The organism is Streptomyces sp. NBC_00045, from assembly GCF_045041095.1.
In the GTDB taxonomy this organism is placed as follows: Bacteria; Actinomycetota; Actinomycetes; order Streptomycetales; family Streptomycetaceae; genus Streptomyces.
Genome location: NZ_CP108271.1, coordinates 4486250 through 4512507, shown reverse-complemented (window position 1 = coordinate 4512507; position 26258 = coordinate 4486250). Strand labels below are relative to the sequence as shown.

24 protein-coding genes are annotated in these 26258 nt (G+C 70.5%); 9 read left to right on the top strand and 15 right to left on the bottom strand.

All coding sequences use genetic code 11. The annotated features are described in order from the left end of the window. Positions 1 to 62 precede the first annotated feature (62 nt). The 3 genes from OHA65_RS21165 to OHA65_RS21155 form a co-directional block, all read right to left on the bottom strand. Positions 63 to 1055, bottom strand: a complete 993-nt coding sequence (locus OHA65_RS21165; RefSeq protein ID WP_327284677.1) for an ABC transporter substrate-binding protein — start codon at positions 1053 to 1055, stop codon at positions 63 to 65. 68 nt (positions 1056 to 1123) lie between these two features. Continuing rightward, positions 1124 to 1789: an ABC transporter permease gene (locus OHA65_RS21160; protein ID WP_327284676.1), complete on the bottom strand. Its 666-nt coding sequence runs from the start codon at positions 1787 to 1789 to the stop codon at positions 1124 to 1126. A 4-nt stretch (positions 1790 to 1793) separates the two neighbouring features. After that, positions 1794 to 2528 (bottom strand): ABC transporter permease, encoded by a 735-nt coding sequence (locus OHA65_RS21155; RefSeq protein ID WP_405762288.1) that lies wholly within the window; start codon positions 2526 to 2528, stop codon positions 1794 to 1796. Positions 2529 to 2682: 154 nt separating this feature from the next. Here OHA65_RS21155 and OHA65_RS21150 point away from each other — a divergent pair, with 154 nt between their 5' ends. Next, positions 2683 to 3648 (top strand): ATP-binding cassette domain-containing protein, encoded by a 966-nt coding sequence (locus tag OHA65_RS21150; RefSeq protein ID WP_327284674.1) that lies wholly within the window; start codon positions 2683 to 2685, stop codon positions 3646 to 3648. Positions 3649 to 3782: 134 nt separating this feature from the next. Here OHA65_RS21150 and OHA65_RS21145 read toward each other — a convergent pair whose 3' ends face one another. After that, positions 3783 to 4892, bottom strand: a complete 1110-nt coding sequence (locus tag OHA65_RS21145) for an alpha/beta hydrolase-fold protein (RefSeq protein WP_327284673.1) — start codon at positions 4890 to 4892, stop codon at positions 3783 to 3785. 152 nt (positions 4893 to 5044) lie between these two features. On the opposite strand from OHA65_RS21145, the gene OHA65_RS21140 reads away from it, so the two are divergent. From OHA65_RS21140 to OHA65_RS21115, 6 genes are all read left to right on the top strand, one after another. Then, positions 5045 to 6904 carry a phosphatidylglycerol lysyltransferase domain-containing protein gene (locus OHA65_RS21140; protein ID WP_329314210.1) on the top strand — a complete coding sequence of 620 codons (1860 nt, stop codon included), beginning with the start codon at positions 5045 to 5047 and terminating at the stop codon, positions 6902 to 6904. Between the two features lie 135 nt (positions 6905 to 7039). Beyond that, the gene (folP, locus tag OHA65_RS21135) at positions 7040 to 7909 is read left to right on the top strand and encodes a dihydropteroate synthase (RefSeq protein WP_327284671.1); all 870 of its coding nucleotides are present in this window, start codon (positions 7040 to 7042) and stop codon (positions 7907 to 7909) included. A 46-nt stretch (positions 7910 to 7955) separates the two neighbouring features. Next, entirely contained in the window at positions 7956 to 8399 is a 444-nt protein-coding gene (locus tag OHA65_RS21130; RefSeq protein WP_328763327.1) for a nuclear transport factor 2 family protein, read from the top strand. Positions 8400 to 8529: 130 nt separating this feature from the next. After that, positions 8530 to 8889 carry a dihydroneopterin aldolase gene (gene folB / locus OHA65_RS21125; protein WP_030158540.1) on the top strand — a complete coding sequence of 120 codons (360 nt, stop codon included), beginning with the start codon at positions 8530 to 8532 and terminating at the stop codon, positions 8887 to 8889. Next, positions 8886 to 9494: a 2-amino-4-hydroxy-6-hydroxymethyldihydropteridine diphosphokinase gene (gene folK / locus OHA65_RS21120; protein ID WP_327284670.1), complete on the top strand. Its 609-nt coding sequence runs from the start codon at positions 8886 to 8888 to the stop codon at positions 9492 to 9494. Before folB ends, folK begins: the two co-directional genes overlap by 4 nt. 64 nt (positions 9495 to 9558) lie before the next feature. After that, positions 9559 to 10047 carry a DUF3180 domain-containing protein gene (locus OHA65_RS21115; RefSeq protein WP_327284669.1) on the top strand — a complete coding sequence of 163 codons (489 nt, stop codon included), beginning with the start codon at positions 9559 to 9561 and terminating at the stop codon, positions 10045 to 10047. A 29-nt stretch (positions 10048 to 10076) separates the two neighbouring features. Here OHA65_RS21115 and folE read toward each other — a convergent pair whose 3' ends face one another. The 6 genes from folE to dacB all read right to left on the bottom strand — a co-directional run bounded on the left by folE (position 10077) and on the right by dacB (position 17648). Then, entirely contained in the window at positions 10077 to 10685 is a 609-nt protein-coding gene (gene folE / locus OHA65_RS21110) for a GTP cyclohydrolase I FolE (RefSeq protein WP_030867983.1), read from the bottom strand. 111 nt (positions 10686 to 10796) lie between these two features. After that, a complete protein-coding gene (gene ftsH, locus OHA65_RS21105) occupies positions 10797 to 12818 on the bottom strand; it encodes an ATP-dependent zinc metalloprotease FtsH (protein WP_327284668.1) in 2022 nt (673 codons plus the stop codon). A 197-nt stretch (positions 12819 to 13015) separates the two neighbouring features. Beyond that, entirely contained in the window at positions 13016 to 13576 is a 561-nt protein-coding gene (gene hpt / locus OHA65_RS21100) for a hypoxanthine phosphoribosyltransferase (RefSeq protein ID WP_030158549.1), read from the bottom strand. Between the two features lie 65 nt (positions 13577 to 13641). After that, positions 13642 to 14703, bottom strand: coding sequence for a tRNA lysidine(34) synthetase TilS (gene tilS / locus OHA65_RS21095; RefSeq protein WP_327284667.1), 1062 nt, complete (start codon positions 14701 to 14703; stop codon positions 13642 to 13644). Between the two features lie 320 nt (positions 14704 to 15023). Next, positions 15024 to 16151 (bottom strand): zinc-dependent metalloprotease, encoded by a 1128-nt coding sequence (locus OHA65_RS21090; RefSeq protein ID WP_327284666.1) that lies wholly within the window; start codon positions 16149 to 16151, stop codon positions 15024 to 15026. 48 nt (positions 16152 to 16199) lie between these two features. Beyond that, positions 16200 to 17648, bottom strand: a complete 1449-nt coding sequence (gene dacB, locus OHA65_RS21085; RefSeq protein WP_405762285.1) for a D-alanyl-D-alanine carboxypeptidase/D-alanyl-D-alanine-endopeptidase — start codon at positions 17646 to 17648, stop codon at positions 16200 to 16202. Between the two features lie 162 nt (positions 17649 to 17810). Here dacB and OHA65_RS21080 point away from each other — a divergent pair, with 162 nt between their 5' ends. Both OHA65_RS21080 and OHA65_RS21075 read left to right on the top strand, forming a co-directional pair. After that, entirely contained in the window at positions 17811 to 18305 is a 495-nt protein-coding gene (locus tag OHA65_RS21080) for an inorganic diphosphatase (protein ID WP_215011464.1), read from the top strand. A 162-nt stretch (positions 18306 to 18467) separates the two neighbouring features. Further along, positions 18468 to 20120 (top strand): threonine/serine exporter family protein, encoded by a 1653-nt coding sequence (locus tag OHA65_RS21075; RefSeq protein WP_328763323.1) that lies wholly within the window; start codon positions 18468 to 18470, stop codon positions 20118 to 20120. Positions 20121 to 20242: 122 nt separating this feature from the next. Here the strand turns inward: OHA65_RS21075 and OHA65_RS21070 are convergent, their stop codons facing one another. The 5 genes from OHA65_RS21070 to OHA65_RS21050 form a co-directional block, all read right to left on the bottom strand. After that, entirely contained in the window at positions 20243 to 20944 is a 702-nt protein-coding gene (locus tag OHA65_RS21070; protein WP_328763322.1) for a VTT domain-containing protein, read from the bottom strand. Between the two features lie 166 nt (positions 20945 to 21110). After that, entirely contained in the window at positions 21111 to 21869 is a 759-nt protein-coding gene (locus OHA65_RS21065; RefSeq protein ID WP_327284662.1) for a MerR family transcriptional regulator, read from the bottom strand. A 133-nt stretch (positions 21870 to 22002) separates the two neighbouring features. After that, positions 22003 to 22545, bottom strand: coding sequence for a DinB family protein (locus OHA65_RS21060; protein ID WP_327284661.1), 543 nt, complete (start codon positions 22543 to 22545; stop codon positions 22003 to 22005). Positions 22546 to 22630: 85 nt separating this feature from the next. Next, on the bottom strand, positions 22631 to 24712 hold the full coding sequence (gene mrdA / locus OHA65_RS21055) for a penicillin-binding protein 2 (RefSeq protein ID WP_405762283.1): 2082 nt from the start codon (positions 24710 to 24712) through the stop codon (positions 22631 to 22633). A gap of 56 nt (positions 24713 to 24768) precedes the next feature. After that, on the bottom strand, positions 24769 to 26226 hold the full coding sequence (locus tag OHA65_RS21050; RefSeq protein ID WP_054224268.1) for an aldehyde dehydrogenase family protein: 1458 nt from the start codon (positions 26224 to 26226) through the stop codon (positions 24769 to 24771). Positions 26227 to 26258: the final 32 nt, after the last annotated feature.

Sequence of the window (26258 nt, the reverse complement as noted above, 5' to 3'; positions counted from 1 at the left end):
CTGCCCGGCAATCTGTGGCCGGGCAGTTACCCGTCATTTCTCCATCAAACCCGTAACTACTGCTACTTCGTCAGGCCCTTCGCCTTCAGATAGGCCTTCGCGGCGTCCGCCGGCTTCTCGCGCTGGGCGTCCACCCGCTTGTTCAGCTCGACGAGGTCGGCGGTCGTGAGGACCTTGGTCAGCTTGTCCAGGGCGGCCGCGATCTCCGGGGACCCCGCGTCCTTGGCGTTGACCACCGGCAGGACGTTGTCGGCGTTCTGGAGCTTCTTGTCGTCCTCCAGCAGGACCAGGCCGAAGGAGTCGAGGGTGGCGTCCGTGGTCGTGGTGAGCACCAGCTGGTCCACCCCGTCCTTGACCGCCTGCTTGGCCTGCGGGGTGCCGACGCCCTTCGGGTCGATGCCGGACACGTCGATTCCGTACGTCGTCTTCAAGCCCGGCGCGCAGAAGGGCCGGACGGCGCATTCGTCGCCCGCCGCGATCTTCACCTTCAGGCCCGACTTGCCGAGATCGGAAAGGGTCTTCAGGTTGTTCTTCTGGGCGAATTCCTTCGACACCGCGAACGCGTTTTGGTCGACCGCCGCGCCCGCCGGGAGCGCCTTCAGGCCGAGCGGGCCGGCCAGCTTCTCCAGCCCCGCGACCGTCGCCGCCACGTCGCTCGACGCGACCGGCTTCTCCTCCGGCGCCTTCGATCCGTTCACCTTGGCGTTGAGGAACTCCGCGAGGGTGGCCGCGTACTCCGGGACGACGTCGATCTCGCCCTTCTCCAGCGAGGGCTCGTACAGCTCGCGGTTGTTCACCGTGGTGATCGACGTGCCGTAGCCGGCGTCCTTCAGTACCTGCGCGTACAGCTCCGCCAGCACGCTGGACTCGGTGAACCCGGCCGCGCCGATCACGACCTTGCCCTTGCCGGACCCGGAGCCGGAATCCGCGGGGGCGGAGGCGCCCGTACCGGAGTCCTTGCTCTTCTCCAGGCTGTCGCCGCCGCACGCGGCGAGCGAGGCGGTCAGGGCCGCCGCCCCCAGTACGGCGCCGAGGACACGCGTGGACTTGCTCATCTGTTGCTCCTCCAAGGGAGTGGGAACGACCAACGACAGGGGAGGGCGCGCGGCGCGGGCCGGAGGGCTCAGCGCGCCGCCGGGCGCGAGAACAGCCGGTCCGCCGCCACCAGGACGCCCTCGACCACCAGGGCCAGGGCCGCCACCAGCAGGGCCCCCGCGAAGACCTGCGGCGTGTTGTACGTGTTGAAGCCGGCGGTGATGATCCTGCCGAGGCCGCCCTGGCCGACCATGGCCGCGATCGTGGCCGTGGCGATCACCTGGACGGCGCCCGACCGCAGCCCGGTCATCACCAGCCCGCGCGCGAGGGGCAGTTCCACCCGCCAGAACAGCTGGCCGCCGGACATGCCCATGCCCCGGGCGGCCTCCACCACCGAGCGGTCCACCTCACGCATGCCGACGTACGCGTTGGTCAGCAGCGGCGGTACGGCGAAGAGCACGAGCGCGGCGATGGTGGGCAGATAGCCCGCATTGCGCAGCGGCGAGACCATGAACAGGGCCAGCACGGCGAAGACCGGGACGGCCCGCCCGATGTTGGAGACGTTGACGGCGAGCGCCCCGCCCTTGCCGACGTGGCCGAGCCACAGGCCGACCGGGAGGGCCAGCGCGCAGGCGATGGCGAGCGAGATGCCGCTGACGTAGACGTGCTCGCCGAGCCGGTGCCACACCCCGTTCTCCCCGGACCAGTTGGCTCCGGTCGCCAGCCAGTCCCAGGACCGTCCCAGCACGCCCATCGCCTCAGGCCCCCTTCGTGGTCGGAGCGGGCGCCGGCGCCGTCCGCCGGGCCCGCGGCGCACGGGGCGCCCGCGTCGCCCGCGTCCACGGAGTGAGCAGCCGCTGTACGCCGAGCAGCAGCAGGTCCGCCACCAGCGCGAGCAGGACGCACAGCACCGACGCGGTGAGCACCTGGGCCTTGAAGGAGCTGTTGACCGCCGGGGCGATGAGGTTGCCGAGACCGCCCTTGCCGACGATGGAGCCGACGGTGGTCAGCGCCACCGTGGACACGATGGCGATCCGCACCCCGGCGAGCAGCGCGGGCAGCGCCAGCGGCAGTTCGACCTGCCACAGCAGCCTCGCGGGCCCGTAGCCCATGCCGCGTGCGGCCTCCCGCACCTCCTCGGGGACGGCTTCCAGGCCGGCCATCGCATTGCGGACCAGGATCGTCAGCGAGTACAGCACCAGGCCGGTCACCACCAACGCGGCGGACAGCCCGAACACCGGGAGCAGCAGGGAGAACATGGCGAGCGAGGGGACGGTGTAGAGCAGGGTGGTCAGGCCCAGGACGGGCGCGGCCCAGCGCCGGCCCCGGCGGGCCAGCAGGGCCAGCGGAAGGGACACGACGAGGCCGATGAGCACCGATACGCCCGTGATCCACACGTGTTGGAGCGTGGCGTCGGTGAGCTCCTGGGAGCGGGACGTGACGTAGTCCCAGCAGATCCAGTCGTTCGCCACCAGGCAGTTCTGCCCGTCCATGCCCTCACCTCCCCGCCTCCGCCGCGCACACCCATTCGAAAGGACACGGCCGGAAGCGACCATAACCCCCGGCGCGGACAATGGCCGGAATCCTTCGTACGGGGGTAATGCTCCCGTCACAAATTTCGATGCCGGGGTGGGGGAGGATGGGCCCGTGATCCGATTCGAGCATGTGACCAAGCGCTACCCCGACGGGACGACGGCCGTCGAGGACCTGTCCTTCGAGGTCGCGGAGGGCGAGCTGGTCACACTCGTGGGCCCGTCCGGCTGCGGCAAGACGACCACGATGAAGATGGTCAACCGGCTCATCGAGCCGACCTCCGGCCGGATCCTGCTCGGTGGCGAGGACATCGCGAGCGCCGACCCGGTCGAGCTGCGCCGGCGCATCGGCTACGTCATCCAGCAGGTCGGGCTGTTCCCGCACAAGACGGTGCTGGAGAACACCGCGACCGTGCCGCAGCTGACCGGCACCCCCAAGGCCAAGGCCCGCGCCCGGGCGGCCGAGCTCCTCGAACTGGTGGGTCTGGACCCGGCCGTGTACGGGGGCCGGTACCCGGAGCAGCTGTCCGGCGGGCAGCGCCAGCGCGTCGGCGTCGCCCGCGCACTCGCCGCCGATCCGCCGGTGCTGCTGATGGACGAGCCGTTCGGGGCGGTGGACCCGGTGGTCCGCGAGCGCCTGCAGAACGAGTTCCTGGCCCTGCAGAAGACGGTGCGCAAAACGATCCTGCTGGTCACGCACGATCTGGAGGAGGCGATCCGGCTCGGCGACCGCATCGCCGTCTACGGCACGGGCACCATCGAGCAGTTCGCCCGCCCGGCCGCGGTGCTGGGCGCCCCGGCCACCGAGTACGTGGCCTCCTTCGTCGGCGCGGACCGGGGCCTGAAGCGGCTCGCCGTCACCCCCGTCGAGCGGGCGGACCTGACGGCGGTGGACGGAGCGCCTCCGGCGGCCGGACCGGTGGCGCTGGGGGCGAGCCTGCGCGAGGCCCTCGCCGCTCTGCTCCAGGAGGACTCGGGCCGGATCGGGGTCACGGATCCGGACACCGGCGCGCTGGCCGGCGTACTGACCCCGGAGGGCGTCCACCGGGCCCTGCGCCGGGCTCAGTTGCAGGAGGCGTAGGACCCACGGGGCCCGGGCTCACGGCGTCGCGCGGTCACGGCGTCGCGCGGCCGGGGGCAACAGGGCCCGGAACGACGTGTGACCGGCCTCGTCGGGCCGGTCACGGTCACGCTGGCGGGCCGTCCCGCCGGGGGTCAGGCCTGGATGCGGTTGCTCATCCACACCAGCATCGGCGGGATCTCGCGGCGCCACGTGTTGAAGTTGTGGCCGCCGCTGTCGAGGATGATCGAGGAGACCCGGTCCGGGCCCTTGACCAGCTTGATGAACTTCTTGGTGTCGTCCAGGTTCGGCTCGCCCTGCTCGCTGCTGGTGACCAGGAAGGACGTACCGGACGGCTTCTTGTGCTCGATGCTGTGCAGGACGTCCGCACGCTTCTTCAGCTTGTCGTCGCCCTGGAACAGGTTGCCGGTCGTCGCGTCGTTCGCGGCGTCGTAGTACGCGGACAGACCCGCGGCGGCACCGAAGGTCTCCGGGTAGTGCGCGGCGATCTTCAGAGCGCAGTAGCCGCCCGTCGAGTTGCCGATGAAGCCCATGTTCTGCGGCTTCTTGCCGACCCGGAAGGTGTCCTGGATGGCCTGCGGCAGGTCCTGGGCGAAGAACGTCTCGGTCTGCGGGCCGCCCGGTATGTCCACGCACTCGGTGTCACGCGGCGGCGCGATGGTCGGGCGCAGCATCACCAGGATCATCGGCTTCATCTTGCCCGCCTTGGCCTGCTTGAAGGCCGTCATCGGGTAGTTCAGCCCTTTGATCAGGTTCTCGGCGGTGCCCGGGTAGCCCGTCAGCACGATGGAGGCCGGAAAGTTCTGCTCCTTGTGCTGCGGCTGGAAGTACTCCGGCGGCAGCCACACGTACCCCGGGCTCGTTATTTTCGACTTCTGCCCGGTTATGGCAACCTTCAGGATCTGTCCGCCCACCTGGGGCTGGGCGCCGCCCGGCACGTCGAGCTTCTGCTTGTCGACGACCTTGATGTCCTTGCTGCTCATCGAGTGGTCCACGACCTTGCCGACGGAAGTCTGCTGGCCGAACAGGTCCGCCCACGAGCCGTAGAAGGAGAAGGACTTGTTCGCCGCGAGGCCGACGGCCGAGAACAGCGCCAGCTGGGTCGCGAGCAGGAGGCCGATCCGGCCGAGCATCGCACGCCAGGTGCGGCCCGCGAGCCGGGGCCAGCACCACACCGTGGCCGCGAACAGCAGCACACCGGCGATGATGGCCAGCGCCAGAACCGTATTACTGGTGAGACCCATGAGCAGTCAGTCGACTTTCTGATGGCAGGACTAGTTTTTCTCGGCGGAAGAGTGAACCCGCTCGACCCCGATGTCGTCCTAGTGGACGCACCACACTCCGGAGGCTGTCGCGGCCTTCGGCCACATGATCTCTCGCGGAGCAACGGGAAGCGATGTCTAGCAGGATAGATGGCGATAAGTCGGGACAGGTTCCGAAGCAGGTCCGCCGAATCTTCCGCGGTCCCCGACCGGAGTCGGTGCCAGGGCTCGTAGGTACGGCCGTCATGATCGTCGGCCTTCTGGACATCGCGGCGGGAGTGTTCCCGCGGTTCCGGCACAGCCGGATCCACGCGGTCACCGAGGTGCTGCCCGGCTCGCTGGGCCCGTTCGCAGCCGCCCTCGCCATCAGCGCGGGCGTCCTGCTGCTCCTCCTCGCCCACGGTCTCAAGCGCCGCAAGCGCCGTGCCTGGCGGGCCGCCGTCGCCCTGCTTCCGGCCGGTGCCGTGGCGCAGTTCACGTACCGCCACTCCATCATCAGCGTCGTCATCGCGGCGGTGCTCCTGGGGCTCATCGTGCGCCACCAGGGTGAATTCAAGGCACTGCCGGACCCGCGCAGCCGCTGGAAGGCGCTCGCCAACTTCGTGCTGATGAGCGCCGGCTCCATCGGCCTCGGCCTGGTCATCGTCAACTCCCACCCGGGCCGTGTCGTCGGCCATCCGGGTATTTACGAGCAGATCAGCCACGTCGTGTACGGCCTCTTCGGCATCGAGGGCCCCGTCGACTACGCGGGCCGGGTCTCCTGGACCGTGGGCTACTCCCTCGGCGCGCTCGGCATGCTGACCGCGCTCACCACCATCTACCTGGCCTTCCGCCCCGAGCACCCGGCCGCCCGGCTCACCGCCGACGACGAGACCAAGCTGCGCGAGCTGCTGGCCAAGCACGGCGGCCGCGACTCCCTCGGCCACTTCGCGCTCCGCCGCGACAAGGCCGTCGTCTTCTCCCCCAGCGGCAAGGCGGCCGTCACCTACCGCGTCGTCTCGGGCGTGATGCTCGCCTCCGGCGACCCCATCGGCGACGTCGAGGCCTGGCCCGGCGCCATCGAGCGGTTCATGGAGGAGGCCAAGGCCCACTCCTGGACCCCGGCCGTCGTGGGCTGCAGCGAGACCGGCGGCGAGGTCTGGACCCGCGAGACCGGTCTGGACGCCCTGGAGCTCGGCGACGAGGCGATCGTCGACGTCAAAGACTTCTCCCTCTCCGGCCGCCCCATGCGCAACGTCCGACAGATGGTGAAGCGCATCGAGCGCAACGGCTACACCACCAAGGTCCGCCGGGTCAGCGAGCTGACCGAGGAGGAGCTGGAGCAGGTCCGCGGCGCGTCCGAGGCCTGGCGCGGCACCGACACCGAGCGCGGCTTCTCCATGGCCCTGGGCCGCGTCGGCGACCCGGGCGACGGGGACTGCTTCATCGCCACCGCGCACCGCGTCGAGGAGGGCGACACCAGCCCGTTCGGCGACCTCAAGGCCATCCAGCACTTCGTCCCGTGGGGCAAGGACGGCATGTCGCTGGAGATGATGCGCCGCGACCGCGCCGCCGACCCCGGCATGAACGAACTGCTGATCGTCGCCTCCCTGCAGCAGGCGCCCGACCTCGGCATCGAGAAGGTCTCCCTGAACTTCGCGATGTTCCGCGCGGCCCTGGCCCGCGGCGAGAAGATCGGCGCCGGCCCGGTGCTCCGGATGTGGCGCAGCCTGCTCGTCTTCCTCTCCCGCTGGTTCCAGATCGAGTCGCTGTACAAGTTCAACGAGAAGTTCCGCCCCCGCTGGGAGCCGCGCTTCATGGTCTACCGCACCAGCAGCGACCTGCCGCGCATCGGCTTCGCCGTGATGCAGGCCGAGGGCTTCGTGACGGTGGCGCTGCCCCGGCTGTTCGCCAGCCGGCGCCGTCCCAAGCCGGTGCGCACCTGCGCCCACATCCACCCGGCGGCCACGGTCCCGGCGCAGCCCAAGCCGGACCGCGAGGTCCAGGTCGCCTGAGCCGACCCGTACGCCGCTTGCGAAGCCAGGCCCGCCGCTCCCGGCGGGCCGGGCTTCGGCGTTCCCCGCCCGGTCGGGGCCGGGCGCCGTTGCCCGCGTTCCGCCCGGTCAGCACGGCGGCCCTACCCTGGAGCCATGAACATCGAGCGCGGGGCCACCGGCAGGGGCCGGGTCGCAGGCCTGCCGGACTGGGACCGCTGCGCGGTCATGGGCGTCGTCAACGTGACCCCGGACTCCTTCTCCGACGGCGGGCGCTGGTTCGACACCACCGCCGCCGTCAAGCGCGGGCTCGACCTCGTCGCCCAGGGCGCCGACCTCGTCGACGTCGGCGGCGAGTCCACACGCCCCGGCGCCTCCCGCGTCGACGAGGAGGAGGAGCTGCGCCGCGTCGTCCCCGTGGTGCGCGGCCTGGCCTCCGAGGGGGTCACCGTCTCCGTCGACACCATGCGCGCCTCGGTCGCCGCCCGAGCCGTCGCCGCCGGCGCGCTGCTGGTCAACGACGTCAGCGGCGGCCTCGCCGACCCCGGCATGATCCCGGCCGTCGCCGCCGCCGAGGTGCCGTTCGTGGTGATGCACTGGCGCGGCTTCAGCGACAGCATGAACAGCCTCGCCGTCTACGAGGACGTCCTCGCCGAGGTCACCGCCGAGCTCCGCACCCGCATCGACGCCGTCGTGGCCGGCGGGATCGCCCCCGAGCGGCTCCTCGTCGACCCCGGCCTCGGCTTCGCCAAGAACGCCGAGCACGACCTGGCCCTGGTCGCCCACCTCCCCGAACTGCGCGCCCTCGGCTTCCCGCTGCTCGTCGCCGCGTCGCGCAAACGATTCCTCGGCCGGGTACTGGCCGGCGCCGACGCCGCACCGCCGCCCGCCCGCGAGCGCGACGCCGCCACCGCCGCCGTGTCCGCCATCGCCGCCCACCAGGGCGCCTGGGCCGTACGGGTCCACGAGGTACGGGCCACCGCCGACGCGGTTCGGGTGGCCCGCGCCGTGGAAGGGGCCCTGTGATCCGCCCCGCCAGTGGTGGGGCCCGTACAGCCAGGAGAGGGGAACGGTGAGCCGTACCGACATCGAAGCCGTCGACGAGGTCAACACGGCCTTCTACGAGGCCATGGAGCGGGGGGACTTCGACGCACTGTCGGCGCTCTGGCTCGAAGACGAGATCTCCTGCGTGCACCCGGGCTGGCCGGTGCTCTCAGGCCGCGGCGAAGTGCTGCGCTCGTACGCGCTGATCATGTCCCACACCGACTACATCCAGTTCTTCCTCACCGACACGAAGGTCGCCGTCATAGGTGACACCGCGCTGGTGACGTGTACGGAGAACATCCTCAGCGGCGGCCCCGCCGAGGACGGCGGCGCGCTCGGTCCGCTGGTCGGCCAGTTGGTCGTCGCCACGAATGTGTTCCGACGCACACCGGACGGCTGGCGGCTCTGGTCCCACCACGGTTCTCCCGTCCTGACGGACTCCGACGACGACGAAGAAGAGGACTCCGCCTGACCCCTCCGGCGGGGTCCGGGGTATTTCGCAGGTAAATTCGAAGACGGACGACGCCGACCGCACTCGGCGTAGGCCCATGGATCCGGGGAGTCCCGGACCGGAAGCACCTACGAAAGCAGGAGTGATTCGCGTGGATCGTGTCGCGCTGCGCGGCCTCAAGGCTCGCGGGCACCACGGCGTCTTCCCCCGGGAACGCGAGGAGGGCCAGACCTTCATCGTCGACCTCGTGCTGCACATCGACACCCGCCCCGCGGCGGCCGACGACGACCTGGCGAAGACCGTGCACTACGGGGTCGTCGCCGAAGAGGTCGTCGACGTGGTCCAGGGAGAGCCCGTCGACCTGATCGAGACCCTGGCCGAGCGGATCGCCCAGCAGTGCCTGAAGCACGAAGCGGTGGCACAGGTGGAGGTCGTCGTCCACAAACCGGACGCCCCCATCACCGTCCCCTTCGACGACGTGACCATCACGATCACCCGGAGCCGCGTGTGAACAACGGACTGAACGCCCAGAGCGACCCCACCGTCCAGCCGGTGCCCGCATCCGTCGTCGAGGCGGTCGACGCGGCGGATGTGACCCTGTCCAACCCCAAATGGGCCGTGATCGCGCTCGGCGCGAACCTCGGCAACCGTCTGGAGACCCTCCAAGGCGCCATCGACGCCCTCGGCGACACCCCGGGCATGCGGGTCAAGGCCGTCTCCCCCGTCTACGAGACCGAGCCGTGGGGCGTCGAGCCCGGCTCGCAGCCCTCGTACCTGAACGCGGTGGTCCGCGTGAAGACGACCCTGCCGCCGTCGTCCCTGCTGGAACGCGGCCACGCCATCGAGGAGGCCTTCGACCGCGTCCGCGAGGAGCGCTGGGGCCCGCGCACCATCGACGTCGACATCGTCTCGTACGCCGAGGTGGTCTCCGACGACCCGGTCCTCACCCTCCCGCACCCGCGGGCCCACCAGCGGGCCTTCGTCCTGGCCCCGTGGAACGACGTCGACCCCGAGGCGCAGATCCCCGGGCAGGGCCCCGTCGCGGCCCTCCTGGCCGGAATCGGCCTGACGGGCGTCACGCCGCGCCCGGACCTGGAACTCCGCCTCCCCGAGTAGTCGTTAACCTGTGGCTGGCTGAAGCCGACGACGTGGTGCGGAGAGCGAAAGCGGGGAACGGCACGTGAAGCAACTGAGGCCGGTGGTCCTGGCGGGGATCTTCGTCGTCGCCGGCGTGCTGTCCTGGGCGGGCGCCCGGCTGTGGAACGCCTACGGGACCCTGCCGGGCGTCCCGCTGGCGGCGCCCATCGTCCTGGGCGTCATCGCGGTCGTCCTGCTGGCCACGGCCCTCTCGCTGCGGGCCCGCCTCAAGGCCCAGCGCGAGCGCCGGCCGGGCGCCAAGGGCGTGGAACCGCTGATGGCGGCCCGCGCGGTCGTCTTCGGCCAGGCCAGTGCTCTCGTGGCCGCCCTCGTTGCGGGCATGTACGGCGGTGTGGGCGTCTTCCTCCTGGCCGACGGCCTGGAGGTACCCGCCCGCCGCGACCAGGCCTGGTACGCCGCCTTCTCTGTCGTGGCGGGCGCGGCCGTGATCGCCGCCGCCCTCTTCCTGGAGCACGTCCTGAAACTCCCGGAAGACGACGACACCACCCCCCACTCCCCGGCCCGCGCCTGACCGCCCTCGGGCCGGGCGTGGACGTCCGGTCAGCGGGCCATGATCAGGCTCATGGCCTCGTTGCGGGTCGCGGGGTCGCGGAGCTGGCCGCGGACCGCCGAAGTGATCGTCTTCGCGCCGGGCTTGCGGACCCCGCGCATCGTCATGCACATGTGCTCGCACTCGACGACCACGATGACCCCGCGCGGCTCCAGGATCTCCATCAGGGAGTCCGCTATCTGCGTGGTCAGCCGCTCCTGCACCTGCGGACGGCGGGCGAACACGTCCACGAGGCGGGCCAGCTTCGACAGGCCGGTGATCTTGCCATCGACGGACGGGATGTAGCCGACGTGGGCGACGCCGTGGAAGGGCACCAGGTGGTGCTCACAGTTGCTCATGACCTCGATGTCCTTGACCAGGACCATCTCGTCGTGTCCCAGGTCGAAGGTGGTCGTCAGGACCTCTTCGGGCTTCTGGTAGAGGCCCGCGAATATCTCCTTGTACGCCCTCGCCACCCGGGCCGGGGTCTCCAGGAGGCCTTCGCGGTCCGGGTCCTCGCCGACCGCAATCAGGAGTTCGCGGACCGCCGCCTCGGCGCGCTTCTCGTCGAACTCGCCGATCGTGCCCTCGTCACCGGTCAGGGTCACTGGGTCCGTCATCTCTTCCTCGTTCCTGTGTGCACTGGCGCTCGCGGACACGCGAAAGTGCCGCGCCCCCCAGGCTAGAACCTGGGGGGCGCGGCATCCATTCCGGGACGGTCCGGCCGAGGGCTACTCGGCGCGGTCCTCCGGCGCGGGGTCCTTCTCCACGGACACGGCCGACGCACCCGCCGACGTGCCGTTCGCCGAGTTCGTCAGCTGGAGCTCCTTGGGAGAGAGCACCGGCGGACGGGTCGACGGGGTGCGGTGCGAAGAGCCGGTCCACGCCGGGCGGGCCGGGCGCTTCACGATCGTCGAGAAGACCTCGGCGATCTCCTCCTTGCCCAGCGTCTCCTTCTCAAGGAGCGCGAGGACCAGGTTGTCGAGGACGTCGCGGTTCTCGACCAGGATCTCCCAGGCCTCGTTGTGCGCCGTCTCGATGAGCTTCTTGACCTCTTCGTCGACCAGCGCCGCGACCTCTTCCGAGTAGTCCCGCGGGTGCGACATCTCGCGGCCCAGGAACGGCTCGGTGTTGTCCCCGCCGAACTTGATCGCGCCGAGGCGCTCGGTCATGCCGTACTGGGTCACCATCGCGCGGGCCGTCGCCGTGGCCTTCTCGATGTCGTTCGCCGCGCCGGTGGTCGGGTCGTGGAAGACCAGCTCCTCGGCCGCGCGCCCGCCCAGCATGTACGCCAGCTGGTCGAGCATCTCGTTGCGCGTGGTCGAGTACTTGTCCTCGTCGGGCAGGACCATGGTGTAACCCAGGGCCCGGCCGCGGGACAGGATCGTGATCTTGTGGACCGGGTCGGAGTTCGGGGAGGCCGCCGCGACCAGGGCGTGGCCGCCCTCGTGGTACGCGGTGATCTTCTTTTCCCGGTCCGACATGATCCGGGTCCGCTTCTGCGGGCCCGCCACGACGCGGTCGATGGCCTCGTCCAGCATGTGGTTGTCGATCAGCTTGAGGTCCGAGCGGGCGGTGAGCAGCGCCGCCTCGTTCAGGACGTTGGACAGATCGGCACCGGTGAAGCCGGGGGTGCGGCGGGCGACGGCCGAGAGGTCGACGTCCGGAGCGACCGGCTTGCCCTTCTGGTGGACCTTGAGGATCTCCAGACGGCCCTGCATGTCCGGACGGTCGACCGCGATCTGCCGGTCGAAGCGGCCCGGGCGCAGCAGCGCCGGGTCGAGGATGTCCGGGCGGTTCGTGGCGGCGATCAGGATGACGCCGCCCTTCACGTCGAAGCCGTCCATCTCGACGAGCAGCTGGTTCAGGGTCTGCTCGCGCTCGTCGTGACCGCCGCCGAGGCCCGCACCGCGGTGCCGGCCGACGGCGTCGATCTCGTCGACGAAGACGATCGCCGGCGCGTTGGCCTTGGCCTGCTCGAACAGGTCACGGACACGCGAGGCACCGACACCGACGAACATCTCGACGAAGTCGGAACCGGAGATCGAGTAGAACGGGACTCCGGCCTCGCCCGCGACGGCGCGCGCCAGCAGGGTCTTGCCGGTTCCGGGCGGGCCGTAGAGCAGCACACCCTTGGGGATCTTGGCCCCGACGGCCTGGAACTTCGCCGGCTCCTGCAGGAACTCCTTGATCTCGTGGAGTTCCTCGACGGCCTCGTCCGAGCCCGCGACGTCGGCGAACGTCGTCTTCGGGGTGTCCTTGGTGATGAGCTTGGCCTTGGACTTCCCGAAGTTCATCACTCGGGAGCCGCCGCCCTGCATCTGGTTCATCAGGAACAGGAAGACCACGACGATGAGCACGAAGGGCAGGAGGGAGAGCAGCACGCTGAGGAACGGGCTGGTCTTGTCCGGCTGGACCTTGTAGCCGTCCGGGATCTGACCGGCTTCGAACTTGGTCTGGAGGTTCTGGGCGAGCTCGACGCCCTGATCCCCGATGTAGTTGGCCTGGAACTTGGAGCCGGAGTTGTCGGCGAGCTTCTGGTCCTTCTTCAGCTCGACCTTGATCATCTGGCTGTCGCCGGTGGTGAGCTCGGCGCTCTGCACCTGGCCACTGTTGATCGCCTTGATGACCTCGCTGGTGTCCACCGTCTTGTAGCCGCCGCCGGAGCCGACGACATTCATCAACACGACCACGGCGAGGACGGCCAGCACGATCCACATGACCGGCCCACGGAAGTATCGCTTCACGTCCATCCATACGGGGTGCCGGGCACCCCGTCCCTCCTGCCCGTAGGTAAATGCTGCTCTGAGTAAAGACTGTTCTTCGGAATGTACCCCTGTATTGTCACCCGCGGCCTCGTGGGACGGCTGACAGAACTGCTTTCCCCTGCTCCAACGGCAGGAATCGTTCCAGGGTTCCCCTGTGCGGGCCCCGACCGGGGCCCGCGGCGTCAGCCGCCGTAGACGTGCGGCGCGAGGGTGCCGACGAACGGCAGATTGCGGTACTTCTCCGCGTAGTCGAGGCCGTAGCCGACGACGAACTCGTTCGGGATGTCGAAGCCGACCCACTTCACGTCGATGGCAACCTTGGCGGCGTCGGGCTTGCGCAGCAGCGTGACGACCTCCAGCGAGGCCGGCTGGCGGGAGCCCAGGTTCGACAGCAGCCAGGACAGGGTCAGACCCGAGTCGATGATGTCCTCGACGATCAGGACGTGCTTGTCCTTGATGTCGGTGTCCAGGTCCTTGAGGATCCGGACCACACCGGAGGACTGGGTCCCGGCGCCGTACGAGGACACCGCCATCCAGTCCATGGTGAGCGGGGTGGACAAGGCGCGCGCCAGGTCCGCCATCACCATCACCGCGCCCTTGAGGACGCCGACGATGAGCAGGTCCTTGCCCGCGTACTCCGCGTCGATCTTCGCAGCCAGCTCGGCCAGCTTCGCGTCGATCTCTTCCTTGGTGATGAGCACCGACTGGAGGTCGCTGCCCATGTCCTTCTCGTCCACCCGCATCACTTTCGTTGTCGGCCGGGGCTCCGGGGGATCCCCCGGAGGACTCAGCCGTGTCTCAGCACCAATCAGCCCTGCCGGATGACAAGTCTGCCACCCTGCCGCTGCGCCTCGACCCTGCCGGGCAGGTTGATGGCGCCCTGACCGCGCCAGCCGGTGATGAGCCGGTCCACTTCCTCGATGTGGCGGGCGAAGAGGGAGCCCGCGGGGGAACCGGCCGCGACCACGGCCCTGCGCAGCACGCGGCGGCGGACGGCCGGGGGCAGGGCGTACAGCTTGGCGCACTCCAGCCGGCCGTCCTCGTCCCGTACGCCGGCCTCGGCCTCGGCGGCCCAGGCGTCGAGGGCGTCGGCGTCGTCGCGGGACAGCTGGGCGGTGCGGGCCAGCGCCTCGACCACTCCCTTGCCCAGCGCCTTTTCGAGGGCGGGCAGTCCCTCGTGGCGGAGCCGGGAGCGGGTGTAGGCGGGGTCGATGTTGTGCGGGTCGTCCCAGACCGCCAGGGACTGGACCATGCAGGCCTTGCGGGCGGTCTGCCGGTCGATCTGGAGGAAGGGGCGGCGGTAGCGGTGGGAGCGGCCGGGACCGCCGGAGACTTCGGCCATGCCGGAGAGCGAGCGGATGCCGGAGCCGCGGGCGAGGCCCAGCAGGACGGTTTCGGCTTGATCGTCCCGAGTGTGGCCGAGCAGTACGGCCGACGCGCCCAGGCGGTCAGCGGCCTCGTCCAGGGCCGCGTAGCGGGCGTCGCGCGCGGCGGCCTCGGGTCCGCCGTCACGGCCGACGCGCACGGCGACGGACTCCACCGGGTCCAGGCGGAGTGCGGTCATGCGGGTGACGACCTCGGCGGCGCGCAGGTCGGAGCCGACCTGGAGCCCGTGGTCGACGGTGATGCCGCCGGCCCGGATACCGAGCTTGGGCGCCTCGAAGGCGAGGGCGGAGGCGAGGGCCATCGAGTCGGCGCCGCCGGAGCAGGCGACGAGCACGAGTGGCGGGGAGTCGGCCGCGGCGGCGCGGGTCCGCCCGGACGCAGCCCGGGAGGTGTCGGCGGAACGGTCGGTGAGGTCGGTGAGGACGTCGTGGAGTACGCGGCGGACCGCCAGGCGTATCGCCGCGACCGCAGGATGGGGACCCATGTCCGGTGCCCTTCGGTGGAGTTCGGATGCCTCGGAGGCTCCCCCGGCCGACGCCGGGAGGTGCCCCCACGGGGGTGTGGTGCTGGAACGGCTGCTGTTCGGTGCTGTTCGACGCTGCCCGGTGCCCCGGCCCCGTGAAGAGCCCCCGCTGGGAGCCCCCGCGAGATTGAGGGTTGTCACTCAGAGTGCGTCGATGGTGACAGAACCGAGCCGTTCCCTGAGCATCGCACGCCCTTCGACGCCTCACGGTCCCTCGGACGGGTGACGCTTCTTCCCCCAGTGAGACATGTTTACGCCCCCTGAGTCGCCCCCCTTCGCTCCTATTCGCCCTTGCGGTGCACCCGCGCGACCCAGTCCGCGGGCTTGGCGATCTCCGCCTTCGTCGGCAGTGTGTTCGGCGAGGTCCAGACCCGGTTGAAGCCGTCCATGCCGACCTCGCCGACGACGGCGCGCACGAAGCGCTCGCCGTCGCGGTACTGGCGCAGTTTGGCGTCGAGCCCCAGCAGCTTGCGCAGCGTGGCGTCGAGGCGGCCCGCGCCACTGGCCCGGCGCTGCTGGAACTTCTCGCGGATCTCGGCGACCGACGGGACCACCGCGGGGCCGACCCCGTCCATGACGTAGTCGGCGTGGCCCTCCAGCAGGGACATCACGGCGGTGAGCCGGCCGAGCACCTCGCGCTGCTCGGGGGTCTGGACGAGTTCGACCAGGGAGCGCCCCTCGTCGCCCTGCTCGGAGTCGGGGCGGGCGCCGGCGAAGGACTGGGCGGCTTCGCGCAGCCGTTCCAGGATGGCCGCGGGGTCCATCTCCGTGGCGCCGAGGAAGGTCTGGATCTCGCCCTCCAGATGGTCTCGGAGCCAGGGGACGGCCGTGAACTGCGTACGGTGCGTCTCCTCGTGCAGGCAGACCCAGAGCCGGAAGTCGTGCGGGCGCACGTCCAGCTCGCGTTCGACGTGCACGATGTTCGGGGCGACGAGCAGCAGCCGGCCGCCGCCGGCGGCCGAGCCCGGCAGGTCGCGTCCGGCCGGGGCGAAGGTCTCGTACTGGCCGAGCACGCGGGAGGCCAGGAAGCTGAGCAGCATGCCCAGCTCGACGCCGGTGACCTTGCCGCCCACCACGCCGAGTACGGCTCCGCCGGGGGCGCCGGCGCGGCGGTCCTGCATCTTGCCGAGGAGCGGTCCGAGGAGCTCGCGGAAGCCGGCCACGTTGGCGTTGACCCAGCCGGCCCGGTCGACGACGAGGACGGGGGTGTCGGGGACGGCCGTGCCCTCGGGGATCATCCGGGTGAACTCGCGCACGTGGCGTTCGGACGTCTTGGCATGCCTGCGCAGCTCCGCCACCACCGCGCGGGCCCCGTCGCGGCTGACCTCGGGACCCGGCCGGACCAGCCGGGTCGCGGTCGCCACCGCGAGATTCCAGTCGACCATCTCGGCACCACCGATGCTCGTCATGCGTCAACCGTACGTGGACCGGCGCCGCTGCGGAGCCCCCCGGAGACGCTACGAAGCCTTGGCGACGGCGGCGGCGAGCTTGTCGAGGCCCTTCTCGGCGGCCCCCGCGTCCGGGGTGTTCGCGGTCAGGAACGCGAAGGCGAGCAGTCGGCCGGAGGAGTCGACGACGGTCCCGGCGAGGGAGTTCACCCCGCTCAGGGTGCCCGTCTTGGCGCGGACCAGGCCGGCGGCCGGGGAGGTGCCGGCGTTGCGGCTGCGCAGGGTCCCGGTGAACCCGGCGACGGGCAGCCCGGTGAGCACGGGCCGCAGCTCCGGCCGCTGCGGGTCGGCGGCCTTGGCCAGGAGTCCGGTGAGCAGGCCGGTGGTGGTCTTGTCGGCGCGGCCCAGTCCGCTGCCGTCGGCGAAGCGGGAGCCCGCGGTGTCGATGCCGAGGGCGGTGAGCCGGTCGGTCACGGCCTTCTCGGCCCCTTCGAAGCTGGCGGGCTGCCCGGAGGCGAGGGCGGTCTGGCGGGCGAGGACCTCGGCGATGTCGTTGTCGCTGTTGGTCAGCATCCGCTCGACGAGGCCGGCGAGCGGGGTGGAGAGGGTGGTCGCGAGCGGCTGGGCGCCGGCGGGCGCCTTCGCCTTGGTCGGCTCGCCGGTGACCTTGATGCCGCGTTCCCCGAGGAGGGCGGCGAAGGAGCGGGCGGTCTCCCCGGCGGGGTCCCCGACCCGCTCGACGGGTCCGGAGGTGGAGTCGTCGGGGCGGCCCTCGTCGGCGGCCAGGGAGGTGATCAGCGCGATGTTGGGGTTGTCGCCGATGGGGTGGCGGGCTGGCCCGGTGAAGAGGGTGTCGTCGTAGCCGAGGCGGACGGTGTCGGTGCCGGCGGCCTTGAGGGCCTGGGCGGTGTCGGCGGCGAGGGCGACGAGGCTGCCGCCCGATCCGGCGGGGCTCTTCTTCTTCGCGGTGAGGGAGGGGTCGCCGCCGCCGACCAGGACGATCTCCCCGGGGCCAGCGCCGGGGGTCACGGTGGTCCGGATCCGATAGTCGGGGCCGAGCGCGGCGAGCGCGGCCGACGCCGTGGCGATCTTGGTGGTGGAGGCGGGGGTCATGGGCTCGCGCGGCCCGGACTCGAAGAGCACCTGACCGGTGGCGGTGTCGACGACCGAGGCGGTACGGACCGTGCCGAGCGCGGGGTCGGCGAGCAGCGGCCGCAGGACGTCGGCGAGCCGCCCGGGATCGGCGGCCGCGACCCCGCTGCCGGTCTTGCGCAGGGTGTCCGGGCCGATCCCGGAGAGCACTCCGGGGGCGCTGGGCGCGGCCTGCGGCACGGACCCGCCGCCCGAGCCGCCACCGTGATCTGCGCCACCCGTAAGGCCCCAGGAGGCGGCCCTGTCCCGCTCGGCCTTACGCTGGCCGGAGTCCCAAGGACCGGCGGCGGCCACCGCCGCCACCGACAGGGCGAGGCCGGCCACGGCCGACACCGCGATGAGCTGCCACGTCTTGACCAATGGCACCTCGGACCAGCCCCTTTCGCGATCACACATATGCGTGAGGGACACTTAACCACTGCGTCTTGCCGCGAGCATGGCACCCCACCCGGCAGGGCTGGGCGGGCCGCGCACGCAGGTGAATCACGCAGTCTCGAAGCAATGAAGCTGATCATGGAGGAGCAGGACGTGGAGTTCGACGTCACCATCGAGATCCCCAAGGGTTCGCGGAACAAGTACGAGGTGGACCACGAGACCGGCCGGATCCGTCTGGACCGTCGCCTCTTCACCTCCACCAGCTACCCGGCCGACTACGGCTTCGTCGAGAACACCCTCGGCGAGGACGGCGACCCGCTGGACGCGCTGGTCATCCTCGACGAGCCGACCTTCCCGGGCTGCCTGATCAAGTGCCGCGCGATCGGCATGTTCCGCATGACGGACGAGGCGGGCGGCGACGACAAGCTGCTGTGCGTGCCGGCCTCGGACCCGCGCGTGGAGCACCTGCGCGACATCCACCACGTGTCGGAGTTCGACCGCCTGGAGATCCAGCACTTCTTCGAGGTCTACAAGGACCTGGAGCCGGGCAAGTCGGTCGAGGGCGCCGACTGGGTGGGCCGCGCCGAGGCCGAGGCCGAGATCGAGGCCTCGTACAAGCGCCTTGAGGCGCAGGGCGGCCACCACTGAGTCCGCTCGGCACGTGAGACGGCGGGAGCTCCCGCCGCCCCGTGACACACGACGGGCGGTACCCCTTCACCGAGGGGGTGCCGCCCGTTCGTCATGTGGTTTCGCTGGGGACGAACGGGTTCCGCATACTGATACCCGGGCTGGTCGGGGACTGGAGGACGCGTGGCGGAGGCCGAGGGATCCGGAGGCACGGAGGACCGGAAGCCGAAATCCGACGAGGCGCACAGCGCCTTCGCTCCCCCCGCCGGAATGGAGCCGGAACCGGTCGACGAGGAACAGCCGACCTCGGAGTTCGCCATGCCGGCCGGACTCCCCGCCCCGCCCGCCGAACCCGAGGGCTCCGCGTTCGCACCCCCGGCGACCTACAGCGCGCAGCACTCCCCGCCCGCCTACACCCCCGGCCGGGGCATCCCCGTCTCCCTGATGAAGGAATCGCCCTGGCAGGACCGCATGCGCACCATGCTGCGCATGCCGGTCGACGTCCGGCCCGTCCCCGAGGCCGTGCACAAGCACAGCGAGACCGGGCCCGCCGTGGGCCGCGTGCTCGACCTGACCCTGCGCATCGGCGAGCTACTGCTCGCGGGCGGTGAAGGCGCCGAGGACGTGGAGGCCGCGATGTTCGCGGTGGCCCGCTCGTACGGGCTGGACCGCTGCGAGCCCACGGTCACCTTCACGCTGCTGTCGATCACCCACCAGCCCTCCCTCGTCGACGACCCGGTCTCGGCGAGCCGGACCGTGCGCCGCCGCGGCACCGACTACACCCGGCTGGCCGCCGTCTACCAGCTGGTCGACGACATCAGCACGCACCACGAGATCGAACTCTCGCTGGAAGAGGCCTACCGGCGCCTCGCGGAGATCCGCCGCAACCGGCACCCTTACCCCTCCTGGGTCCTCACGGCCGCCGCCGGACTACTCGCCGGCGCCGCCTCCACCCTGGTCGGCGGTGGCGTGCTCGTCTTCTTCGCGGCAGCGATCGGCGCGATGCTCGGCGACCGGCTGGCCTGGCTGTGCGCCGGGCGCGGGCTGCCGGAGTTCTACCAGTTCGTGGTGGCCGCGATGCCGCCCGCCGCCATAGGCGTGGCCCTGGCCCTGGCGGAGATCGACGTACGCGCCTCCGCGGTGATCACCGGCGGACTGTTCGCGCTGCTGCCCGGGCGGGCCCTGGTCGCAGCCGTGCAGGACGGCCTGACGGGCTTCTACATCACCGCTTCGGCCCGGCTGCTGGAGGTCATGTACCTCTTCATCGGCATCATCATGGGCGTGCTGGTCGTGCTGTACCTCGGGCTCCAGCTCGGCACCTCGCCGAAGCCGGAGGAGGTGCTCCAGATCACCCAGCGGCCGCTGATCCAGATCGCGGCCTCGATGGTGCTGGTGTTCACGTTCGCGATCCTGCTCCAGCAGGAACGTTCCACCGTGTTGATCGTGACGCTGAACGGCGGGGTCGCCTGGGTGACCTTCGGGGCCCTGCACTACGCGGGCGGCATCCCGCCCGTGCCCTCCACGGCCATCGCAGCCGGGCTGGTCGGTCTGTTCGGCCAGCTCTTCTCCCGCTACCGGTTCGCCTCGGCCCTGCCGTACACGACGGCGGCCATCGGCCCGCTGATGCCGGGCTCGGCGACGTACTACGGACTGCTGCTCATCGCCGAGAACCGGCTGAACGAGGGCCTCGGCTCTCTGGTGAACGCCGCGGCCATCGCGCTGGCCATCGCGATCGGGGTCAACCTGGGCTCGGAGACCTCGCGGCTGTTCATGCGGATCCCGGGAGCCGCGAGCGCCGCCAAACGCCGCGCGGCGAAGCGGACCCGCGGCTTCTAGCCGCCTCGTCCGGGCGCTCACCGTACGCGGACGCCCCGGGAGCCTGGGAACGGCTCTCCGGGGCGTCTGCGTACGCTCGGACGGACAGGGCGGCGTCGGCCGCAGGGGCCGGCCGCAGGGGCCTAGCGCTTGGCGTGGCGGCCGCTGCGCCGTCCCGGTGCCTGCGCGTCCTCGCCGGACTCGGGCTGCTCGCCGGAGGCGGCCGCCGCCTTCTTCTCCTTGCGCCCCTTCAGCACCTCGAAGATCACCGGGATGACGGAGATCAGGACGATGACGATGAAGATCGGCTCGACGTTCTTCTTGATGATCTCGAACTGGCCGAGCTGGTAGCCCAGGACCGTGACGCCCGCGCCCCACAGGACGCCGCCGATGACGTTGAACGTCAAGAAGGTGCGGTACTTCATCGCCGTGGCGCCCGCGACCATCGGCGCGAAGGTGCGGATGATCGGCACGAAGCGCGCGAGCACGATGGCCTTGGGGCCGTGCTTGTCCATGAAATCGTGCGCCGAGTCGAGGTTCTCGCGCTTGAAGAGCTTCGAGTTCGGCCGGTTGAAGATCTTCGGACCGAAGACCTTGCCGATCATGTAGCCGACCTGGTCACCGAGGATGGCAGCGGCCGAGATCAGGGTGCAGACCAGCCACAGCGGCTCCGTGATCGTCCCGCTCGCGGTGAACAGGCCCGCCGTGAACAGCAGCGAGTCCCCGGGCAGGAACGCGAAGAGGCCCGACTCCGCAAAAACGATGACCAGGATGCCGATCAGACCGAATTGCCCGATCAGATACTCCGGGGACAGCCACTCAGGGCCGAGCGCAAGCGTGTACACGAGTTCCGGGCTCTCCTGGATCGGGGGGTGTCGCGGCGGCGGTTTCCGCGGGTGCTTCGGACAAGGCAGTGGTTTCAATTATCAACGCACAGTTCCCCCTCCCGGTTCCAGGTACCGGGAGGGGGCCGTGTGGGGAACATCCGACACCCCGGGCCTTGCGGACGATCTAGACCTTGCGGACCGCGTTCGCGAGGATCGCGTCCCGCACGAACACCGCCAGGCCGGGCCGGACCGCGTCGTAGTAGGCCGTGAAGCGCTCGTCAGCGACGTACATCTCGCCCAGGCAGGTGTGCATCTCGTGCGAGCAGGCGTAGCAGTTGCGGTCGATCCAGCCCCGGTGCTCCTCCGCCACGTCCATGGCTTCCTCGGAGTCCGCGGCCGCACCGGCGCCGAGCAGCTCTGCGAACCGCCCGTTGATCCCGTCCGCCTCGTCCTGGAAGCGCTTCCAGTCCTCCTTCGTGTACGAGGCCGTCCGGCGGGCGGACTCCTCGTAGGCGTCCGTGTGGCCCCAGCGCTGGTGCGCCTCCTCCCCGTACTGGTCGGGGTCGAAGTCCCCGAAGACCTCGAACTTCTCCTCGGGCGTGAGATTGATGCCCATCCTCTGTGCCTCCATGGCGTGCTCCACGGCCTCGGCCATCTGCTGGAGCCGGGCGATCCGGTCGGACAGGAGGGCGTGCTGCCGGCGCAGGTGCTCCCTCGGGTTCGAGTCCGGATCGTCCAGCAGGACCGCGACCTCTTCGAGCGGGAAGCCGAGCTCCCGGTAGAACAGGATCCGCTGCAGCCGGTCCAGGTCGGCGTCGTCGTAACGCCGGTGACCCGCGCTGCTGCGGGTGCTCGGGGAGAGCAGGCCGATCTCGTCGTAGTGGTGCAGGGTGCGCACCGTGACTCCGGCGAATCCGGCGACCTGTCCCACGGAGTAGCCCATCGTTTCCGCTCCTCTGGTCGGTACGCCCTCCACTGTGGGTCCTCACGCCGCGTGAGGTGCAAGTCCTCTCCGAGGCGGGTCGCTCCGAGGCCGGGTCCGGGCGGCCAACGGCACCGCCTAGCCCGTCGGCGGGCTAGGCGGTGCCGTTGGCCGCGGCCACGAGCTCGAAGGCCGTCTTGCCGTCCAAGGACTCGCGGACGATGTCCGCGTGGCCCGCGTGGCGCGCGTGCTCCTCCACCAGGTGCAGGAGCAGCCAGCGCATCGAGACCCGGCCCTCCTTCGGGAACCACGGCGCGTCGGGGAGCGGGAACGTGTCGTCCAGGCTGGGGAGGTCGCGGACGAACTTCTCCAGCTCCTCCACGACCCCGTCCCAGAACTCCAGGACCTCGGGGACGCTCTCCCCCTCGACCAGGCGGAAACTGTCCGCCCAGGTCTCCTGCGTGCGCTGCCGCTCGTTCGGCAGCTGCTGCGCCATCCGCAGCCAGTTCAGCTCCGTCTCCGCGACGTGCTTCAGCAGCCCCGACAGCGACAGCTCGCTCGCGCTCGGGCGGCTCGCCGCCTGCTCCTCGGTGAGGCCGAGCACCGCACGTCGCAGTGCGCCGCGCTGGGCCTGTACGAAGGACAGGAGCGCGCTGCGCTCGTCGCCGTAGGACTCTGCGGGAACGTGAGTGACCATGCCGATCTACCGCCTTCTTGATGTGCTCCTGCTGACAAGGACCACGCTACGGAGGCATGCGGTCAGATCCTGTCCGCAATGGAGGTCATTCCGCGACACCCTCCGGACGGATCGCCGGAAGCGCCGTCTGCGGCTTCGGGAGCAGGGCCTTGGACAGGTCCTGGCCGCCCTTCTCGTCGAGCCCGTACATCGCCTCGTAGATGTTGCGGACGGCCGGCCCGGACGCCCCGGAGCCCGTACCGCCCTGGGAGATGGTCATGACGATCGAGTAGTCCTCGGTGTACGAGGCGAACCACGAGGTGGTCTGCTTGCCCTGGACCTCAGCAGTACCCGTCTTCGCGTGCATCGGGATCTGCTTCTGCGGCCAGCCGCCGAACCGCCAGGCCGCGCTGCCGGTGGTGGCCACCGAGGCGAGCGCGCCGTCTATGTCGTCACGCAGCTCGGCGTCCATCGGCAGCCGGCCCTGCTCCTTCGGGGCGATCTCCTTGACCGAGGTGCCGTCGGCGCTGACGATCGCCTTGCCGACGCTCGGCTGGTGCATCGTGCCGCCGTTGGCGATGGCCGCGTAGATCGACGCCATCTGGATCGGGGTGACGAGGGTGTCGCCCTGGCCGATCGAGTAGTTGATCGCGTCGCCCTCGCGCAGCTGGTTGCCCTGGCGGCAGTTCTCGTACGCGATCTTCTCGGCGTACGAGCCGTCCTTCTTGCCGTCGCGGCACCAGGCGGCCTTGTTCGCCTCGAAGAAGTCCTTCTTCCACTGGCGGTCGGGAACGCGGCCGTTCACCTCGTTCGGCAGGTCCACGCCCGTCGCCTTGCCCAGTCCGAACTCGTGGGCCGTCTTGAAGAACCAGTCGCTCGGGTCCTTCTTGGGGTTGATCCCGCCGTCCTTCTTCCACTCCTTGTCCGCGATGCCGTAGTAGACGGTGTCGCAGGAGACTTCCAGGGCCCGGCCGATGGTGATGTCGCCGTAGCCCTGGGACTCGAAGTTGGTGAAGTTCTGGCTGCCCACGGAGTACGAGCTCGGGCAGCCGTAGCGCCCGTTGAACGGGTAGCCCGCGTTCACCGCGGCGGTCGAGGAGACGACCTTGAAGATCGAGCCCGGGGCGGCCTGACCCTGGATCGCGCGGTTGAGCAGCGGGTAGTTGGAGTCCTTCTCGGTGAGGGAGGCGTAGTCCTTGGCGGAGATGCCGCCGACCCACGCGTTCGGGTCGTACGTCGGGTTGGAGGCCATCGCGACGATGCGGCCCGTTTTGGCCTCCATCACGACGACCGCGCCCGAGTCGGCCTCGTAGTTCTTGTGCGTGATCTTGTCGTAGGTCTTGCGGGCCTCGACCATGGCGTTGTTCAGCTCGCGCTCGGCCACCGCCTGCACGCGCGAGTCGACCGAGGTGACGACGTTCGAACCGGGCGTCGGCTTTTCCGCCTGCGCCTGCCCGATGACCCGCCCGAGGTTGTCCACCTCGTACCGCGTGACGCCCGCCTTGCCGCGCAGCTCCTTGTCGTACGTGCGCTCCAGGCCGGAGCGGCCCACCTGGTCCGAGCGCAGGTACGGGGAGTCGGTCTTCCTCGCCTTGGTGATCTCCGCGTCGGTGACCGGCGAGAGGTAGCCCAGCACCTGGGAGGTGTTGGCCTGGTCGGGGGCGGGGTAGCGGCGCAGGGCGGTCGGCTCGGCGGTGATGCCGGGGAACTGCTCGGCGTGCTCCCTTATTTCCAGCACCTGGTCCGTGGTCGCCTCGTCGGTGACGGGGATCGGCTGGTACGGGGAACCGTTCCAGCACGGCTTGGGCGTCTTGGCGTCGCACAGCCGGACGCTGTTGACCACGTCGTCGGCCTTGAGACCCAGGACGCCGGCGAGCCGGGTCAGGACGTCCTTGCCCTTGTCCTTCATCTTGGTCAGGTCGGTCCGGCTGGCGGAGACGACCATGCGCGTCTCGTTGTCGGCGAGGGGCACCCCGCGGGAGTCCAGGATCGAACCGCGCACGGCGGGCTGGACGACCTGCTGGGTGTGGTTGTTCTTCGCCTCGTCCGTGTACTCCTGGCCATTGCGCACCTGGAGGTACCAGAGGCGCCCACCGAGGGTGAGCAGCAGCGAGAAGACGACCACCTGGATGATCACCAGGCGGTTCTGGACCCGGGGCGTGCGCCCCGTCTCCGGAATGTTGCTCAACTCAGGTCTCCCCCGGAACGCTGCCCGCCGCTGACTCGCACGAGTCTAGAGCGAGGTCAGAAGGGGAAGGTCGTCCGGCCGTGCTGGACCGAGATCCACTTCTGGGTGGTGAAGGCCTCGATCGTGGCCTCGCCGTTGAGCCGGCCCAGGCCCGAGGCCTTCTCCCCCCCGAACGCGGCGAGCGGCTCGTCCCCGATGGTCGAGTCGTTGACGTGGATCATCCCGGTCTCGATCCGCTGGGCGAACCGCACCCCGCGCTCCACGTCCCGCGTGTGCACGGCGCCGCTCAGCCCGTACGGGGTCGCGTTGGTCAGCCGTACGGCCTCGTCCTCGCCGTCGAAGACCACCAGGAGCGCCACCGGGCCGAAGATCTCCTGGCCCAGCAGCGGGGAGTCCTCGGGCAGGCCGGCCAGCACGGTCGGCTCCACCAGGTTGCCGCGCGTAGATCCTCGGACGAGGGCCTGGGCCCCGGATTCCACCGCCTGGTCGACGAGGGCGGTCAGGGCGTCGGCCTGGAAGGAGTTGATCAGCGGGCCGATGTGGGTGTCCGCCTCGTGGGGGTCGCCGGTCTTCAGGCTCCGCACCCGGGCGGTGAACTTCGCGGTGAACTCCTCCGCCACCGAGGCGTCCACGAGGATCCGGTTGGCGGCCATGCAGACCTGGCCCTGGTAGACGAAGCGGCTGAAGACGGCCGCGTCCACCGCGTAGTCGAGGTCGGCGTCGTCGAGGACGACGAGGGCGCTGTTGCCGCTGAGCTCCAGGACCGTCCGCTTGAAGTGGCGGGCGGCGACGGAGCCGACGTGCCGGCCGACCCGGTCGGAGCCGGCGAAGGATATGACCTTCGGGACGGGGTGCGTCAGCAGCGCGTCGCCTATCTCGGCGATGTCGGTGACCAGTACGTTCAGGAGGCCGGCGGGCAGACCCGCGTCCTCGAAGACCTTGGCGATGACCCCGCCGCCGACCACGGGCGCGTTCTGGTTCGGCTTGATCACCACCGCGTTGCCCAGGGCCAGGGCCGGGGCGACCGACTTCAGGGTGACCAGGAACGGGAAGTTGAACGGGCTGATCACGGTGACCACGCCGACCGGGAGGCGCTGGACCCGGTTCTCCTTGCCCTCGACCTGCGAGGCGAGGATCCGGCCTTCGGGTCGGACGGCCAGCTGGATCGACTCGCGGATGAACTCCTTGGCGAGGTGGACCTCGTACTCGGCCTTGGGGCGGGTCCCGCCGAGCTCGTCGATCATCGCCTCGATGATCTCCTTCTCGCGCTCCTCGGTGATCCGCAGGGCGCGTTCCAGGACGGCGCGTCTGGCGTACGGGCTGGTGGCGGCCCACTCTCTCTGGGCGCGCTCGGCGCCGCGGTAGGCCCGGTCCACCTGCTCGACGGTGGCCACCGTGATGGCCGCGAGCTTCTCCCCGTTGTACGGGTTGACGTCGATGATGTCCCACGAACCGGTGCCGGCCAGCCATTCGCCGTCGATGTACTGGTGAGCCAGGTCGTCGAATATGGACATGCCATCCCTTACTGCGAGCGCGCACCCGTGCG

What these genes read in the sequence shown, in the direction of transcription:
- OHA65_RS21165 (WP_327284677.1), bottom strand. Translation starts at nt 1,055, where the DNA reads ATGAGCAAGTCCACGCGTGTCCTCGGCGCCGTACTGGGGGCGGCGGCC.
- OHA65_RS21160 (WP_327284676.1), bottom strand. Translation starts at nt 1,789, where the DNA reads ATGGGCGTGCTGGGACGGTCCTGGGACTGGCTGGCGACCGGAGCCAAC.
- OHA65_RS21155 (WP_405762288.1), bottom strand. Translation starts at nt 2,528, where the DNA reads ATGGACGGGCAGAACTGCCTGGTGGCGAACGACTGGATCTGCTGGGAC.
- OHA65_RS21145 (WP_327284673.1), bottom strand. Translation starts at nt 4,892, where the DNA reads ATGGGTCTCACCAGTAATACGGTTCTGGCGCTGGCCATCATCGCCGGT.
- OHA65_RS21140 (WP_329314210.1), top strand. Translation starts at nt 5,045, where the DNA reads ATGTCTAGCAGGATAGATGGCGATAAGTCGGGACAGGTTCCGAAGCAG.
- folP (WP_327284671.1), top strand. Translation starts at nt 7,040, where the DNA reads ATGAACATCGAGCGCGGGGCCACCGGCAGGGGCCGGGTCGCAGGCCTG.
- folE (WP_030867983.1), bottom strand. Translation starts at nt 10,685, where the DNA reads ATGACGGACCCAGTGACCCTGACCGGTGACGAGGGCACGATCGGCGAG.
- ftsH (WP_327284668.1), bottom strand. Translation starts at nt 12,818, where the DNA reads ATGGACGTGAAGCGATACTTCCGTGGGCCGGTCATGTGGATCGTGCTG.
- hpt (WP_030158549.1), bottom strand. Translation starts at nt 13,576, where the DNA reads ATGCGGGTGGACGAGAAGGACATGGGCAGCGACCTCCAGTCGGTGCTC.
- tilS (WP_327284667.1), bottom strand. Translation starts at nt 14,703, where the DNA reads ATGGGTCCCCATCCTGCGGTCGCGGCGATACGCCTGGCGGTCCGCCGC.
- OHA65_RS21090 (WP_327284666.1), bottom strand. Translation starts at nt 16,151, where the DNA reads ATGACGAGCATCGGTGGTGCCGAGATGGTCGACTGGAATCTCGCGGTG.
- OHA65_RS21065 (WP_327284662.1), bottom strand. Translation starts at nt 21,869, where the DNA reads ATGGGCTACTCCGTGGGACAGGTCGCCGGATTCGCCGGAGTCACGGTG.
- OHA65_RS21060 (WP_327284661.1), bottom strand. Translation starts at nt 22,545, where the DNA reads ATGGTCACTCACGTTCCCGCAGAGTCCTACGGCGACGAGCGCAGCGCG.
- OHA65_RS21050 (WP_054224268.1), bottom strand. Translation starts at nt 26,226, where the DNA reads ATGTCCATATTCGACGACCTGGCTCACCAGTACATCGACGGCGAATGG.